The organism is Methylomonas sp. Kb3 (assembly GCF_002834115.1).
Taxonomy (GTDB): Bacteria; Pseudomonadota; Gammaproteobacteria; order Methylococcales; family Methylomonadaceae; genus Methylomonas; species Methylomonas defluvii.
This window is the reverse complement of record NZ_PIZT01000010.1, coordinates 187,425-204,003: the sequence shown is the minus strand read 5'-3', so window position 1 is coordinate 204,003 and position 16,579 is coordinate 187,425. Positions and strand designations below refer to the sequence as shown.

14 protein-coding genes are annotated in these 16,579 nt (G+C 49.4%); 9 read left to right on the top strand and 5 right to left on the bottom strand.

Annotation, left to right across the window (positions count from 1 at the left end; genetic code table 11):
- Positions 1 to 131: 131 nt before the first annotated feature.
- Complete coding sequence (locus CWO84_RS08190; RefSeq protein WP_033156303.1) at positions 132 to 1,610, top strand: MFS transporter; 1,479 nt, start codon at positions 132 to 134, stop codon at positions 1,608 to 1,610.
- A gap of 2 nt (positions 1,611 to 1,612) precedes the next feature.
- Positions 1,613 to 2,194 (top strand): ANTAR domain-containing protein, encoded by a 582-nt coding sequence (locus CWO84_RS08185; protein ID WP_033156304.1) that lies wholly within the window; start codon positions 1,613 to 1,615, stop codon positions 2,192 to 2,194.
- 279 nt (positions 2,195 to 2,473) lie between these two features.
- On the opposite strand, the gene CWO84_RS08180 is transcribed toward CWO84_RS08185, so the two are convergent.
- The gene (locus CWO84_RS08180; protein WP_033156305.1) at positions 2,474 to 4,408 is read right to left on the bottom strand and encodes a hypothetical protein; all 1,935 of its coding nucleotides are present in this window, start codon (positions 4,406 to 4,408) and stop codon (positions 2,474 to 2,476) included.
- Positions 4,409 to 4,701: 293 nt separating this feature from the next.
- Between CWO84_RS08180 and CWO84_RS08175 the strand changes: the two genes are divergently transcribed.
- The 3 genes from CWO84_RS08175 to CWO84_RS08165 all read left to right on the top strand — a co-directional run bounded on the left by CWO84_RS08175 (position 4,702) and on the right by CWO84_RS08165 (position 8,148).
- Entirely contained in the window at positions 4,702 to 6,207 is a 1,506-nt protein-coding gene (locus CWO84_RS08175) for a flagellar hook-length control protein FliK (RefSeq protein WP_033156306.1), read from the top strand.
- Between the two features lie 139 nt (positions 6,208 to 6,346).
- The gene (locus CWO84_RS08170; RefSeq protein WP_101052282.1) at positions 6,347 to 7,351 is read left to right on the top strand and encodes a class 1 fructose-bisphosphatase; all 1,005 of its coding nucleotides are present in this window, start codon (positions 6,347 to 6,349) and stop codon (positions 7,349 to 7,351) included.
- A gap of 62 nt (positions 7,352 to 7,413) precedes the next feature.
- Positions 7,414 to 8,148, top strand: coding sequence for a helix-turn-helix domain-containing protein (locus CWO84_RS08165; RefSeq protein WP_051669878.1), 735 nt, complete (start codon positions 7,414 to 7,416; stop codon positions 8,146 to 8,148).
- A gap of 4 nt (positions 8,149 to 8,152) precedes the next feature.
- Here CWO84_RS08165 and CWO84_RS08160 read toward each other — a convergent pair whose 3' ends face one another.
- Together CWO84_RS08160 and CWO84_RS08155 are read right to left on the bottom strand one after the other, a co-directional pair.
- Positions 8,153 to 8,917: an ABC transporter permease gene (locus CWO84_RS08160; RefSeq protein ID WP_101052281.1), complete on the bottom strand. Its 765-nt coding sequence runs from the start codon at positions 8,915 to 8,917 to the stop codon at positions 8,153 to 8,155.
- A complete protein-coding gene (locus CWO84_RS08155) occupies positions 8,914 to 9,819 on the bottom strand; it encodes an ABC transporter ATP-binding protein (RefSeq protein ID WP_033156309.1) in 906 nt (301 codons plus the stop codon). Before CWO84_RS08155 ends, CWO84_RS08160 begins: the two co-directional genes overlap by 4 nt.
- A gap of 118 nt (positions 9,820 to 9,937) precedes the next feature.
- On the opposite strand from CWO84_RS08155, the gene ppx reads away from it, so the two are divergent.
- Positions 9,938 to 11,299, top strand: a complete 1,362-nt coding sequence (ppx, locus tag CWO84_RS08150; protein ID WP_346426965.1) for an exopolyphosphatase — start codon at positions 9,938 to 9,940, stop codon at positions 11,297 to 11,299.
- A gap of 135 nt (positions 11,300 to 11,434) precedes the next feature.
- Positions 11,435 to 12,670 carry a hypothetical protein gene (locus CWO84_RS08145; protein WP_033156311.1) on the top strand — a complete coding sequence of 412 codons (1,236 nt, stop codon included), beginning with the start codon at positions 11,435 to 11,437 and terminating at the stop codon, positions 12,668 to 12,670.
- 75 nt (positions 12,671 to 12,745) lie between these two features.
- Here CWO84_RS08145 and rpoS read toward each other — a convergent pair whose 3' ends face one another.
- Positions 12,746 to 13,726 carry an RNA polymerase sigma factor RpoS gene (gene rpoS / locus CWO84_RS08140; RefSeq protein WP_033156312.1) on the bottom strand — a complete coding sequence of 327 codons (981 nt, stop codon included), beginning with the start codon at positions 13,724 to 13,726 and terminating at the stop codon, positions 12,746 to 12,748.
- A gap of 486 nt (positions 13,727 to 14,212) precedes the next feature.
- Positions 14,213 to 14,692, bottom strand: a complete 480-nt coding sequence (locus CWO84_RS08135) for a DnaJ domain-containing protein (protein WP_225893096.1) — start codon at positions 14,690 to 14,692, stop codon at positions 14,213 to 14,215.
- Between the two features lie 89 nt (positions 14,693 to 14,781).
- On the opposite strand from CWO84_RS08135, the gene mobB reads away from it, so the two are divergent.
- Positions 14,782 to 15,306: a molybdopterin-guanine dinucleotide biosynthesis protein B gene (gene mobB / locus CWO84_RS08130; RefSeq protein ID WP_033156314.1), complete on the top strand. Its 525-nt coding sequence runs from the start codon at positions 14,782 to 14,784 to the stop codon at positions 15,304 to 15,306.
- Positions 15,299 to 16,543, top strand: coding sequence for a gephyrin-like molybdotransferase Glp (gene glp, locus CWO84_RS08125; RefSeq protein ID WP_033156315.1), 1,245 nt, complete (start codon positions 15,299 to 15,301; stop codon positions 16,541 to 16,543). The genes mobB and glp overlap by 8 nt, the downstream gene beginning before the upstream one ends.
- Positions 16,544 to 16,579: the final 36 nt, after the last annotated feature.

The window sequence follows — 16,579 nt, the reverse complement described above, 5'->3', positions numbered from 1 at the left end:
ATAAGGCAAAAAAACCGGTTACTTGCACCACTATGGGGCTATCTGATCGCGAATTGCCGGGTTTGTCGCTATTGAATCATTGGCATATAAACTGCTAAAAAAGACCAAGGAACGACAACCACGGATCATTCATGTCTTTTACGCCTTTTAAATTACTATCCATGCGCGGCAAGACCAAAGTGCTGCACATGAGCTGGATCGCGTTTTTCATCAGCTTTGTTATTTGGTTCAATCATGCGTCTTTGTTAGTACTGATCCAGCAAGATCTGGGGATCAGCGAAACCCAAATCGAAATCCTGTTATTGCTGAACGTGGCGCTGACCATTCCTGCTCGGGTGATTACCGGTATGCTGGTGGATAGATTTGGCGCGAAAATCAGTTACAGCGTGTTATTGGCCGTTTGCAGCATTCCCTGCTTCATGTTCGCGATGGCCGAAAACTTCACCGAACTGGCCTGGTCGCGGTTTTTACTGGGCTTTATCGGCGCCGGCTTCGTGGTGGGCGTGCGCATCATCGGCGACTGGTTTCCGGCCAGCCAAGTCGGCACCGCAGAAGGTATTTATGCCGGCTGGGGCAATTTCGGGTCGGCGGTTGCGGCGATTTTCCTGCCGGGACTGGCATTTTATTTCGGCGCGGAACACGGCTGGCGTTCGGCGATTGCCTTGACCGGCGTCATCGCTTTGATCTATTCGGTGATTTATTATTTCAGCGTGGAAAACCTGCCGCCGGAAATTGCCGCCCTGAAAACCCGCCGACCCATGGCGATGGAAGTCACCAGCATCCGCGACTTATTTTTATACATGCTGAGTCTGGTGCCCCTGTACGCGACCATCTCCTTATTAGCCTGGAAACTGTCCACGCCGGCCACGCCGGTCCTAACCGACGGCTGGAATCTGACTATTCATGCAGTCGTCTGGCTACTGTTCCTGATCCACGTGTTTCAATTGGTCAACAACAACGCCGACCGCCTCAGCCAACCGATTGCCAGCATCCATCATTATCAATACCGACAGGTATTCATTCTGGCGATAGCCTATCTGGTTACCTTCGGCTCCAAACTGGCCGTTTTATCGATGCTGCCGATGTTTTTCTTTAAGACATTCAACGAAACCCAAGGCACCAGTATGTTGGATGCCGGGTTTCTGGCCTCCAGTTTCGTGGTAACCAACGTCATCGCCCGGCCAGCCGGCGGCTGGCTTAGCGACAAGATTGGCCGCAAACTGTCCCTGTATTTATTCGTGGCCGGCCTGGCCGGCGGATATTGTTTGATGGCGATGATTTCTGCGCAATGGACTATCCTGGCAACGGTGGCGGTTACCTTGCTTTGCTCTATATTCATGCAAGCGGCGGAAGGCGCGATATTCGCGTTCGTCCCCTTGATCAAACGCGCCATCACCGGCGAAGTGGCCGGCATCGTCGGCGCTTACGGTAACGCAGGCGCCATCGTTTATTTGATTTTGCTGACCTTCGTCTCCACCGGGCAATTTTTCTTGATTCTGGGCCTGTCCTGTTTTCTGTTGTTGGGTTTGATTTACTACCTGGAAGAACCTAAAAACTACATCACCGAAATCATGCCTGACGGCTCTTTGCTGAAAATCGCCCTGGATTGAACATGGCAGCGCTTAATGTCTTGGTCGTCGATGAATTCGACAGCGAACCCTTGCTGGAAACCAGCTTGCGCCAGCACGGCTGTGAGGTGGTAACCTTGAAACTTAAAGAACTGGACATGATGCAAATTGTCCAGACCCTGAACCCCGACGTGGTGGTTTTGAATTTGTACGCCCCTAACGAGGCCGTCTTGCGCACCATCGTTGACATCAATCATAACTGTTCGCTGCCGGTCGTCATTTTCGCCGAAGATCAGCAAACCGAGACCATCAACAAGGTCATCAAAGCCGGGGTCAGTGCTTATATAGTCGACGGCTTGGATCCGAAACGCATCAAGGCCATCATCGACATCGCCATAGCGCGTTTCAAAGAACAACATGCTTTAAAAGAAGAATTAAAAAAGACCAAGACTCAATTGGAAGATCGCAAGCTAGTAGATCGTGCCAAAGCGATTTTAATCAAGTCGCAAGGTTACACGGAAGACCAGGCCTATCACGCCTTGCGCAAACTGGCGATGGACCGCAACATCGCCATCGGTGAAATGGCCAAGAACGTCATATCAATGGCGGAGTTGTTCAACAAATGACGACTTGCAGAGCGGTCGCGGCAGCTATACATCAGGTCATTATTTATTACCCGGCCCTCGAGAGTACTGGGCCTGTCGAATGATACACAAGCCTCGGCTTCGAAGCGCTCAGCCCGAAAGGAATACCCGCGACAGATAACTGCGGGTTAATAGTCCGGCATCGCAGCTTGATCTACGATGCCGTCAATACCAAATTTTACCGCTGCGTCTGCAAACACCCTATTTCGGTGAAGATGATGCCGAAATGTGCTTGAGTCGCTGAAAAAATCGTCCCCATTATTACTTCAAGCCGTACACCTTCAACTGACTGCAAACCGGTAATTGATTGTCCGGCACGGTGCAGTCTGAGGTACCGACCCGATAAATCATCACATACACCCGGCCATTCGCCACCACCGGCGGAATCATCCGCGACATCTTGCCTAAGCCGCCGTTATTGTCGTCGCCGGTGCGAAATAAGCGTTTCAACTTGTTGCCCGGCTCTATCGTGGTCGCATCGTAAGCAATCAGCTGACCTTCGGCGAACTCCTTATTGGCATCGCCGAATTTGGAAAATACCGCCCAAACGACGGCCGAATCGAAATCGATGGCGTGCGCAAAATTATTAGTTGTGGACGGTTTGCCTGATACCATCAACAAGCCGCCGGGCATACCGCCAGGCGATTCGACACCCACCGAGGCCAGGTCATCAGCTTCGGCGCGGAAGGTCGGCAAATTACCGTCTACGGTGGAAAAGTTATAGGTTTTTAAACGCGAGTTTTCGCCCCAAACATAGACGATGCCGCCGCTCTGATCGCGTTGCGCCAAGGCCAGTGAATGGATGTGGTGCATTTTGTTGTTTTCCGGGTCGCCGCATGGCACGAACCAGCCGTGATCGCTATGTCCGGATGCCGGGCACGGTAGGCTACGATTCAGATGCTGAGCCCGGTCCCAGTTTTCCTGAACACCGCCCGCAAAGTAGGTGGCCACCAACGGCGGTTTGGACATCAATTGATTAAAGCGGTCGTTCCGGCCCAAATTCAGTTTATCCAAGGAATAAATGATGCCGTCTTTGGTGCCTTGCAACAGCAGCCGGGAACCCGGCACCAGCATCGGCCCGGCCGCACCGAAATCCCAGTCTGCGCCGGCGGCATGCGCTTGTGCCCTGCCGCAGGACACTTCGGAGTTATTGTCGCTCCATAAACACTTGTCGCCGGCAACGCGCTCATCCAAAAACGCTTTGTAAAAATCCACCTTTTCCAGTTCGGGCCGCGCACCACCGACGCTGGGTTTGAAACGGAGTTTGATCATGCTTTCGGCCAGATCGACATCGCCGTTATTTGAAGTGCCGTTGGAGGTGGCGACATAAATCATGTCGTCTTCGGTGACCGGCGCACCGCCGGCATGCCAGATGCCGGCGCCCCAGGAATTGAATGAGGTGGCGCAAAATATCGCCGCTTGTTTGGAAAAACCGGCTTGGCCGAGCAAGGCCCTAGTGTCGTAAGCCACTACGAAACCATGCGGATTTTTCCGGCCGCCCATCAGCGATTCACCATTGGCGGCGAATGCCATGACCAAACCGTTGTTCTCTGTCAACGCCAGTCCGGCCCGTAGTTTGGGATAGACATATTGCTTGGTTTGATTATTTTGCTTATATGTCGCGCCGGCGTCGTTAAACCAGCAGCCGTTGCCTTCCTGCGACTTGCCGAAGATACGCACCGGTTTACTTTTTTGGCTGCCGTTCAGCGGATTTAAGGCATACACCCAGTAATCGCGGAACCGGCTGTCGTTGTTCTTCTTTTGCCAGGAAGCGACAAACAGTGTGTTGGTGGCAGGGTCAATTATCGGCGTGGCGGAAATACCCCAGGTGGGCGTGTGTTTCCACATATCCATGTCTTGCGAGCTGATTTCCGGGCCGAGTTTAACTTTATAGACGGTTTCGTTGGTACGGGCGTTAATGCCGATGACGTCATTCTTCATGGTGGTGATGATCACTAAATCATCGGCGCCGGCGCCCTTTTCAATCACCAAGGGCTGGGTTTCGACTTTGGCGTTGAAATCGTAAGTGCGCAGCAGCCCGAATTGCTCGGTATTCACGTTAGTTTTATTCAGCGTGAACTCTTGATTATTGGCCGCGGTACGAAAATTATTGCCGGCGCGTTGCGTCACGCTAACCGCCAGCGCGGCATTAACCCAAAAAACCGTAAAGATAAAACCCAATTGCAGCGTTTTCATGGCTCACTCCCCCAGTTGAATGTCAACTGAGCCTAGAGTGCGCGCAAGTGGCTTGTCAAGTTCTTTAAAAATAAAAGTATTTACAGACTCTGGCCTAACACATGGCTTATTTTCTGATACATGTATGCTTACCTGAGCGGTGGCATCAGGTTTTTATGGGCGAACACCGAAAAAGTTTGCCAAAACGCTTACCACAGCGAATCGTAAGGGTGAGTTTTTTATAGTACTCTAGCCACACCGCGAACATTGCGCGGAACAAGCGTAAATCCCGGTTGCGGCGAGGTGAGGATGTCATGGATATAAAGCTGCCTTTAGATGCGAAACTTGTGATGGCTTTGAACAAGTCGAGCGCGCCGCTTGCCGAGCTTAAATTGAATCAAGTGTTAGACGCCAAAATCATTACCAATCAAGTCATGCTGAACACGCTGACTGTCAGCGTCGCCGATAAAACCATGACTTTGCAGAGCCAACAAGCATTGGCTTTGCCACCCGGCCAGACCTTGCAGTTGCAAGTGGTGAAACTTTTGCCGACCCCGGAGCTAAAAATTATCGCCCCGCCACCATCGCAAACGCCCAATACCTCAAACTCAGCGCCGCCCGAAGCACAACTACTCAAATTACTGCCCTCCCCGACCACTCCAGCGCCTGCAACAGCACCTCTAGCCAGCAACCCGCTAGCCACATTAAACCCCGGTGACCATGTACAGGCGCAAATTTTGAATATCGGCAAACATACGCTAACGGTGCAACTGACGCCGGAGCCGAGTGATGCCAAGCAAACCCAAAGCACAGCGTTGCCTGGCGGCGAAAGCCGAGCAGTATTGGATAGCAAACAACTGCAATGGAGCGATCCGGCGGCTAAGTCCACGCTAACCGTCGGTAGCCGCATAGATTTACAAATTCTCAAGAGCGGTGAGCGCCCAGTGCTGAGCGCATCGTTACCGGCACCCTCTATTGACGAACAGATAGCGACGGTGTTCAAGCAGTTATTGCCCGTTCAAGTGCCGCCGCAACAATTTCTGGCGCAACTGGCGCCTCTGATAAAGCCTGCCGAAAGCGATAAAGCCGTAGGCCAATTACTCAAGCAACTGGCCCACGAAATATTGCAGCATATTCCGGACAAAACCAAGCTGTTCGAACCGGCCACTCTCAAGCAAGCCATCGCACAATCCGGCTTGTTTATGGAACGCAATTTGGTCGAGGCAGAGGCAAAACCCGCGTCATTCGTGTTGCCAGACGATTTTAAATTAAAACTGAGCAAGCTGATTGCGCAGTTGGGCTTGGAGCTGGCTGTGCCTAAGGATGAAAATGCGGCTCAGCAGACAGCAAGCGAACTACTGAAAGAAACCTTGCAAAAGGCCCAGGGCAATCTGGCCAAATTGACCTTGGATCAACTCAATTCGCTGCCCAGGGACGATTCGCCAAAACAGGTTTGGATGCTGGAATTACCGTTCTTCAACAAAGCCGAGCCGGAAACATTGCAGCTGATAGTGGAACAAGACAAACAAGCCAACAGTGAGAACGGCCAAAAGAACTGGGTAGTGAGCATTACCATTACCCCTCCCGAACTTGCTACAATACACTGCAAGGTCTCCTGTTACGACGGCAGTATTAACACCCGTTTCTGGAGCGAGTCCACCAGCACCGTGGACAAAATCAATGCGCGTCTGGACTATTTAAGACAACAGTTCGAACAAAAAGGATTAATACCCGGATTTATGGATGTTCAACAAGGGAAACCCTCGCAAACCCATCCACAAACGCTCCCGCCGCAAAGTCTGTTGAGCGAAAAAGTCTGATACCGGGACCGGAATACAGCAATTGGATAAACAAATCTGCCGCGAACCGGCAAACAACTTACTCACCAAGCCAGGCACTAGACTGCCGTGGCTGCCGAAACAACTTCTTACTTTAGCCAACGCTATGGAGAATTAACGCATGTCCCACCAAGTTACCCTGACCCAGTTCATCATCGAGCAGCAGCGCGGGCTACCGGAAGCATCCGGTACGTTCACGCTGCTGCTAAATAACATTGTGACTGCGTGCAAACAGATCTCCCACCGGGTCAATTGCGGCGCTTTAATTGGCGTATTGGGCAGTGCTGAATCCGAAAACGTGCAGGGCGAAGTGCAAAAAAAGCTGGATATTATTACCAACGACATCATGGTCAAGGCTTTGGACTGGAGCGGTTCACTGGGCGGCATGGCATCGGAGGAAATCAACGATCCGATCAAAATCCCCAAACAATATCCAAAGGGCAAATACCTGGTGTTGTTCGATCCCTTGGACGGTTCGTCGAATATCGATATTAACCTGACTGTGGGCACCATTTTTTCGATTCTGCGCTGCCGCGAAGGCGTTGAGCCGGAAACCGAGGATTTTTTACGCAAAGGCACCGAACAAGTGTGCGCCGGTTTTGTGTTGTACGGTCCTTCCACCATGTTGGTCCTAACTACGGGCAATGGTGTGAACGCTTTTACGCTGGATCAGGATATCGGCGAGTTCATTCTGACCCATTGCAATATGAAAATTCCCGAGGACAGCAGCGAGTTTGCCATCAACATGTCCAACCAACGTTTCTGGGAGCCGCCGGTGAAGCGTTATATTGACGAATGTGTCGCCGGCGTCGACGGGCCGCGCGGCAAAGATTTCAATATGCGTTGGGTCGCTTCGCTGGTCGCTGAAGTCTATCGCATCCTCACGCGCGGCGGGGTATTCCTGTATCCGCACGATTTACGCGATCCTTCCAAGCCCGGCAAACTACGACTGATGTATGAGGCCAACCCTATGGCATTTATCATCGAACAAGCCGGCGGGCTGTGTTCCACCGGTCGCGAACGAATTTTAGATCTCAAACCCAGCAGTATTCACCAACGAGTGCCGTTGATTTTAGGTTCTAAATCCGAAGTAGAACGGATAGTTGCCTATCACCAACAAGATTAACCGGTAATCCGTTGCTATGTCGCCGCTTCCTTGAGAAGCGGCAAATTATCAAACCCAACACTATGCTTTCATTGAAAACTCAAGCCCCTGAGCCGATTAAAAATCAAGTCAGTTGCGTTAATTGCAGTCTGGATAATATTTGTTTACCGCGCGGTTTATCGCAAGCCGAAATTAATAACATCAGCCAAGTCGTCAAGGCCCGTAAAACCTTGCAACGCGGCGACTTTATCTACCGCGAAGGCGACAATTTCCGCGGTATTCTGGCAATAAAGTCCGGTAGCGCCAAGTTGGTGGCTAACGATAGCCATGGCAACGAGCATATATTGAATATTCTGTTGCCCGGCGAACTACTGGGCTTCGACGGTCTCTCCGCCGAAAAGCACGGCTGCGCGGCGATTGCGTTGGAAACCATGAGTTTTTGCATCCTACCGGCCGACAATATGGAAGATTTGTTCAAGAACATGCCCAGCCTGACGCGCGAATTGTTTCGGCATACCGGCGAGAAAATGCTGGAGGACAAAAACCAGCTGGTATTGAGCAAACGACCGGCGGAAGAGCGTTTGGCTTATTTTCTGATCAGCTTATCTGAAAGGTTGAAACGGCGCGGATTTTCATCATCTGAATTTAAATTGTCACTCACCCGCCAAGAAATCGGCAATCACTTAGGCTTAGCCTTGGAAACGGTGAGCCGCCTGCTGAAAAAATTCCAGGACGATAATTTGATCGTGGTGCAGAACCGCTTTATCGCAATCAAAGATATTACCGCCTTGCGCAATATGTTGGTGCCATTGGAATAAGCTACTAATTTTTTATACCGATACCTTTGTGCAACAACAGCAAGCTCAGGGCAGTTAAAAACACGATAAAGCCACCCGTCATCGCAAAAGCCAGTTCGATCTCGACATCACTGACCCCGATCATGCCGTAACGAAAGGCATTGATCATGTATAAAATCGGATTGGCTTGCGCGATTTTTTGCCATATTCCCGGCAACATCGCTACCGAATAAAATACACCGCCCAAGTAACTCAACGGCGTCAGTACAAAGTTGGGAATGATGGAAATATCATCAAAACTATCGGCAAACACCGCGTTGATGAAGCCGGCCAGTGCGAACAAGGTTGCAGTCAGCACAAACACCGCAGCGGCGATGTCCCAATGCAAAATCGTAGTATGGGTAAACATCATCGAAATCCCCGCCACCACCACGCCAACCAACGCCCCGCGCGCGATGCCGCCGCAGACATAACCGGCCAAAATCACATAATTCGGTACCGGTGCCACCAAGAGTTCTTCGATATGGCGCTGGAATTTAGTGGAATAAAACGAAGACACCACATTGGAATACGAATGGCTGATCACCGACATCAGAATAATGCCGGGCACGATGTAGTCCATGTAGCTGACGCCATGCACCAGGCCTATGCGGTCGCCAATCAATTTGCCGAAGATGAGGAAATACAGTGCCGTGGTAATGGCCGGCGGCAGCAGCGTTTGCGGCCAAATCCGAGTGAAACGGCGGATTTCTTTGAGCAAAATCGTCAAAAAAGCGACTGAGTAGTTCATTGCACCAGATCCAAAAATAATTGTTCCAGTCGATTGGACTTGTTGCGCAGGCTGAGGACTTCGATATGTTGCTCAGATAGCGCCTGGAATAAACGGTTTAGACCGAGACTTTTCGGCACAGCGACGTCTAACACAGTATCGGCACTCAGCACAATTTCACAGCCATCGATTGTCGGTGCTTGAGTTAATGGGCGAGATATATCCAATACAAAATGATCGGTGTGCAAGCGGCTCAACAAACTGCTCATCGCCGATTTCTCGATGATTTGTCCGTTATTGATGATGGCGATATTCCGGCACAGGCTTTCGGCTTCTTCCAGATAATGGGTAGTTAAAATGATGGTGGTACCTTGTTTGTTCACGTCTTGCATCATTTCCCACATCGAGCGGCGGATTTCAATATCCACGCCGGCGGTGGGTTCGTCCAATATTAACAAGCGCGGCGAATGCACCATGGCTCTGGCTATCATCAAGCGCCGCTTCATGCCGCCGGACAAACGTCGGGAAACTACGTCGCGTTTATCCCATAGTTCCATTTGCCGTAAGCATTGTTCGGTGCGCTGTAAGGCTTGCTTACGTGGAATGCCGTAATAGCCGGCCTGGTTCATCACCACGCTCATGCTGGTTTCAAATTGATTGAAGTTAACTTCCTGCGGTACCACACCAATGCAGGTTTTGGCGGCGACATTGTCTTTATCCAAGTCGTGACCGAAGATGCTGACCGATCCGCTGGTTTTGTTGACCAGCGAACTGATGATGCCGATCAAGGTCGATTTGCCGGCGCCATTAGGACCCAACAACGCGAAAAAATCGCCGCGCTGGACCTCGAGATCCACGCCTTTCAAGGCTGCAAAGCCGTTGTTGTAAGTCTTTTTTAGGTTTTGGATGGATAAAGCCGTCATGCTCTGATGTTATAATCCGGGGCAAAGAAATTGACGCGCTATTTAAATATGCGCCAATAAAGCTTTCGGATTTTATCAGAATTCACCGCTCCTCAGCAGCCTGAACAGGATTAGACTCTTGCCACATCAAATACCGACCAGTGTTGCTGCCGTCGATCTGGGTTCCAACAGTTTTCACATGATTATATGCAGCTTGCACAACGGCAAATTGCAAACCATCGACCGCTTGAAAGAAATGGTGCGTCTGGCTGCGGGATTGGATCAACATAAAAATCTCGACCAGATCACGCAAGAACGCGCCTTAGCCTGCCTGGAACGCTTCGGTCACCGCATCCGGGATTTTGCACCCAACAGCGTCTCCATAGTCGGCACCAATACGCTACGCATCGCCAGAAACTCGCAACAATTCATCAACAAGGCCGAAAAAGCTCTGGGGCATCCGATTCATATCATTTCCGGCATTGAGGAAGCGCGCTTAATTTACCAAGGCGTGGCCCACAGCCTGGGCAGCAATGCCAACAACCGCTTTGTGATGGATATCGGCGGCAGTAGCACAGAGTACATTATCGGCCGGGATGATATTGCCCACACTAAAGAAAGCCTGAACATGGGCTGCGTCACTGTTAGCCAGAACTTTTTCAAAAACGGCGAACTGACCAAAAAGGCCTTTCGTAAGGCAGTGCTGTTTGCCGAGCAACATCTCGAACCCTTTCAGAATATGTTCAATGCCAAAAACTGGGAGGAAGCCATTGGCGCTTCCGGCAGCCTGAAGGCGGTCAGCAATGTGTTACAAACCATGGGCTGGAGCAATAACGACATCACCAATGAAGGCTTGGAACAGTTGGTCGCCCACCTCTTAAAACTGAATCGGATCGACGAAATCAGCTTTCCAGCCTTGAGTATCGAGCGGCGGCCGGTGTTTATCGGCGCGGTCGCTATTGTTTATGCCACGTTCAAGACCTTGAATATTCAGCAAATGACGGTTTCGGATGGCGCATTGCGCGAAGGTCTGGTGCAGGATTTACTCGGTAGAATTTACAACGATGACGTTCGTTCGCAGACTAGCCAGACCATTGCCGCACGTTACCACACCGACACATCACACAGCCAACAGCTCAAAGAAACCTTACGTTACATCGCTCAGCAATTAGACGACCACCCTTGCTTTAACGACAATCCTGCCAGTTTACAGTTTTTGGAATGGGCGGCGGAACTCCATGAAATCGGCTTTGAGATTGCCCATAGCCAGTATCACAAGCACAGCGCCTATATTATCGAAAATGGCGATTTGGCGGGGTTTTCCAAACAAGATCAACTGTTGCTGTCTAAGTTGGTGCGCAGCCACCGCAAGAAGCTTAATTTAAGCCGTTTTGAGGATTTGCCGTTTCCTTGGCGCCAACATGCGCCGATCATGGCAGTAGTATTTCGGCTGGCCGCTTTGCTGCACCGCAATCGTAATAGTAAACCGCCCGGACTTTAGCATCACGATTAATCGCCACGATATAAAAATCGATTTTCCGGAAAATTGGCTGGAACAAGCGCCCCTGACGCATGCTGATCTCAAACAAGAAATGTATTACCTCAAGGAGGCTCGTTTTAATTTGATCTTCGATCAATGCTGAAATTTCTACTTTACATCCTCCTTTCGCTGGCAATATTGTTCGTAGGCTTACTGTTTTTCGCAATCGACGATACGCCGTTGCTAAAAATCCATCAGGGTTTGAACCGCGAAGACATACAGCGCGCGAAGCAGTTATTGCATGTGGCACCGGAGGAAAGAGGCCAAATTAAAACCGTTAGTTTGGACCAGAAGGACTTGAATATTGCGGTGAGTTATCTATTAAACCATTTTGCGGAAAATACGACGCAAATTCAGATTGTAGATGACAGATTGATGATTCAGATAGCGATATTTGTCCCTAAAAGCCCCTGGGGCAGATATTTGGACTTTAGTTTTAATCTACGACAGGTAGATGACGCCATTTTTATCAAGTCTTTGAAAATTGGTGAAATTTCCATTCCCGATCCCGCCGCAAATCTCCTGATTCCCGCTATCGTGCATAACACGCCGCTAGAGCAGCATTGGCAATTGTTGAGCCTATACGTCAAGAAAGTCCGCATTAGCCCGCAAGCTTTGGAAATCAGTTATCTAGGATCCATCGTCGACGCGGCAAAGCAATTGGCTATCCAAAAGCATCGGGATTACCCAAACCTGCATCGTTATCAACAGCAAATCAACGAAATCGTCAGCCAACATGATCCTAGCTGGCGCTTATCTATTACTGATTTGTTGCAACCTTTATTTTTGACGGCGTATCAACAAACACCGACGGAGGACGCCGTTCAGGAAAATCGCGCGATCATCATTGCTGTCGGCAGCTATATCTATAAACAGGACTTACGCCGCTATCTGCCGCTTGGCTTGGTTTACAGCAAGGAATATCCTGTATTTGCTTATAAGCGAGTGGATATACCGCAGCATTTTATTGCTTCGGCATTATTGGCAATTCTTGATTCCTCATTACTCGGCGAGCAAATAGGCATAGATAAAGAACTGGGAGATGCGCAAAAAGGTAGCGGCTTCAGTTTCATTGATTTGACAGCTGATCGAGCCGGGACTCGATTTGGTCAAATAGCAGTAGCATCAACCGAGAAAGCGAGGGAATTACAAAGAATAATGTCTAGCACTAAAGATTATTCGTCTATTATCCCGGAATTACAGGATTTACCGGAACATATGGACGAAGCGACATTTGTTAGCAAGTTTCATTCGGTAGGAAGTTCTGCATACAACGAACTGATCCAACTAATCGACGACAGGATTAACGGCTTGCCGGTGTATCGATTATAAGTACCTACAGAAGGCACCCAAACCAGATCTGACAAAGTCGCACTACTCTGGTTTGCCGCCTGTTAAATTTTAGTATTAGCTAAAAATCGATTCGAACGAATAGCCACTACTTTCAAGAATTTCTTTGAGACGCTTCAAACCGTCCATTTGTATCTGCCTAACTCTTTCCCGAGTGACACCCAATTCTAGCGCCACCTGTTCCAGAGTTGCGTTTTCGAAGCCGCAAAGACCATATCTGCGGCATATGACTTCGCGCTGTTTTTCGGCAAGCTGATAGACCCAGTAGGTGACGTTATTTTGGATAAAGTCGTCTTGCAAGATTTCAGCAGGATTACGGCTTTCTTCTTCGGAAATTGTCTCAAGTAGGGGTTTGTCAAAGTCCTTACCGAATGACACATCAACAGATGTGACACGCTCGTTGAGTTTCAGCATTTTACTGACGGTTTTAGCCGGTTTATCAAGATGCCGCGCAATCTCGTCGACAGTCGGCTCGTGATCAAGCTGTTGCGCTAAATTCCGCTGCGCTTTCAAATAAATGTTCATTTCTTTAACAATATGAATCGGCAGGCGAATAGTTCTAGTCTGATTCATGATTGCACGCTCTATGGTCTGCCTGATCCACCAGGTTGCATAGGTAGAAAATCTGAAGCCACGATCAGGATCAAACTTTTCCACTGCGCGGATCAGCCCCAAATTACCTTCTTCGATTAAATCGAGTAAAGGGAGCCCGCGATTTAAATAACGCCTGGAAATTTTCACAACCAGGCGTAAATTGCTTTCGATCATAATTTTTCGGGCTTGTGGATCGCCCTGTTGAGTTCGTCTGCCGTAGATTTTTTCTTCATCCGCAGTTAACAGTTGGGATTTACTGAGTTCATTCAGATACGCTCGGGTGGCATCGAAAGTACTCTCATTTTGCGATTCGTTACTTTCTATTTCGGCCAGCTTAAAGGTTTCGTTCGGATCGATTTCGACAACTTCTTCATCGACATCATCAAAAGAAATGAAATCTGGAATATCCATATCTTTAATTACATCTATCGTTTCTTCCATCATGATTAATCTCCCAGGTATTTTGGCTTGCGGAATCGTTTATTTTTATTGGTACGTGTCTCGCCAGATAACTATTAATCCCTTAAAACTATTTAAATGCAGATAAGATTGAAACCCAACAACGAAACCGATATTGCTCACTGCCAAAACCAATTAAGTCAATAGGTCATTCTTAACAACATCATGCCTCTTCGTGTATTTCCGATCCGATCTAATCGAGGGCACTAACCTTAACGGCGAGTGCCAGTATAACTTTAAAAGATTTATCTTATAAATTGAATTTACTGATATTTTTGTGGTCCACATCTCTTTTTTGATTTTTATTCACAGCGACCTCTCAGGTCATTTTTGCGACTAAAATCAGCAAGATCAAACTAAAATCCGAACCACTTCTAAATTATGAAAATAAGAAAGTGATGCGCATCACATATATTTAAAAGAACTGCAAGAACATACAATTCTGAAAGGAGCTTTTTCTGATCGTGCTTCTCAACGACCTAACAATGTTTTTTTGGCTTGATTAATTTGGGCCGCCAAATAATCTGAACCGCCTCGATCAGGATGAAAGCGCGAAATGAGTTTACGGTGGGCCTGAATAATTTCTTCTTCCGTGGCGCCGGGATTAAGCCCCAAAACCTCAAAAGCTTCCGTTGTTGTCATACCCGCTTGTCGAGATGGCCCAGGACCAGGCTTACCATATTGCGGATTGCCGGCTTTGAACCGCCACCAAATGCTATGAAGCTGCGGCGCGTACCTCAATATTAGCGGCATCGAGCGCACTAAAAACGCGAATATTACGCCAAATATCGCCAGCAGACCGCTAAGTTTTCCACTCAGCATCAGTACAAGCAAAATCAGCGCAATCGCAACCCAGGCCAGTTGTTTAAGTCGTTTGCTGCGCAATTCGGCTGGTAGCTTCATAAATCCCGGCAGCATTAAAACTGCCAGTACCAATGCCAACAATATCACTATTCGTATCACCCGTACTCCAAACGCTTTAACCGACGAGCGCCATAATAACTTAGAATACGGCCAGTTCGACAAATGTAGAGAAGTCCATGTCCACCCCTTCAGTCCTCGGCTTCGCGGCCGCCAGCGGCACCGGCAAAACCAGTTTATTGACAAAACTTATCCCGATACTGAAAGCACATAATCTGCAAATCGGTGTAATCAAACACAGTCATCACGACTTCGAGATCGATCAACCCGGTAAAGATAGTTTTCGGCTGCGCGAAGCCGGTGCCAGTCCGGTTATGCTGGTTTCCCGACATCGGCGTGCGTTAATTAGCGAATTGTCGGCAAACGGCGATATTTCGCTGACTGAACAGCTCGCCTTGTTTCCCAACGCAGGCCTGGATTTGATTTTAGTGGAAGGATTCAGGCACGAGAGCTACCCCAAAATTGAGCTGTGCAGACCAAGCCTAGGCAAGCCGCTGCTTTACCCTGGAGACTCCTCGATTATCGCAATAGCAAGCGATCACCCCCTATTAACACCACCCGGCTTACCGTGCCTTGATCTAAACGATGCAGAGGCCGTAGCCAAATTCATTATCGAAATCTTTTTGAAGCGCCCACGTGACTAATATCTGCTACCCCAACAAACACGAGTTATTGAGCGTCGAACAGGCGCTATTGGAAATCCGCAAAACTATCGAGACCGTCAACGACCGCGAGCATATCGATTTGCCGCAGGCACTGGGCCGGGTACTTTCCGACAGCGTGGCGTCTCCTATAGACATTCCACCTAAACGCACGGCGGCCATGGACGGTTACGCATTTGCTGCTGGCGATGTAGCTGCCGGGCAAGCGGCTAAATTGCAAGTAATCGGCATCGCATGGGCCGGACGGCCGTTCTTGGCGCAGCAGAGGCCGGGCCAATGCGTCAGAATATTCACCGGAGCGGTAGTCCCGGAATTTGCGGACAGCGTTATTGCCCAAGAACAAATTGAAATCGATGGTGACACTGTATCACTTCCCCTCGACTGGCAGCCGTATAAAAATATTCGTGCAGCCGGCAGTGACGTTAAACAACATGAAGAATTAATTGCCGCACCGAAAAAGCTGACAGCTCGCGATCTAAGTCTATTAGCCGCCGCCGGCATCGAAAAAATCAGCGTCAAACGCAAACTCAACATTGGCTTTTTTTCGACTGGTGACGAATTGGTCGCACTCGGAGAACCGCTAGCTGTTGGCCAAATCTATGACAGCAACCGCTATTTATTAACCGGACTGCTATCCGAACCAAACCACACAGTCTCGGACTTGGGCATCGTCGCAGACGATCCTTTGAAACTCGAACAAACTTTCAAGGACGCAGCCCAGCACTATGACGTCATCATTTCCACCGGCGGCGCATCGGTTGGCGACGCGGATTTTGTTAAACAAACGCTGGAAAAATGCGGGCAGGTGAACTTCTGGAAACTGGCAATCAAACCCGGCAAACCGCTGGCTTTTGGCAAAATCGGCCGCTGCTGGTTTTTCGGCTTGCCCGGCAATCCGGTTGCCGTATTGGTCACTTACGAGAAATTCGTAAAGCCGGGTTTGGAACAGCTTGCCGGCTTACCAGCTAGACAAGCATTGCGCTTGCGAGTCCGATGCGACAGCCGGTTAAAAAAATCGCCAGGGCGGCAGGAATATCAACGCGGCATCCTTTACCAGCAGGCTGGAGGCGAATTAGCCGTCCGTCTTGCCGGTCAACAAGATTCTCATCAACTAAAAGTAGCCAGTCAGTCCAACTGTTTTATTGTGCTGAATGCCGATAGTACGGGTATAGATGCTGGAGAAATGGTGACAGTAGAGCCATTTTCTGCGGTGTTATAAACAGCTGAATCCCTCCACCCAAGTAACAGCCGGAGT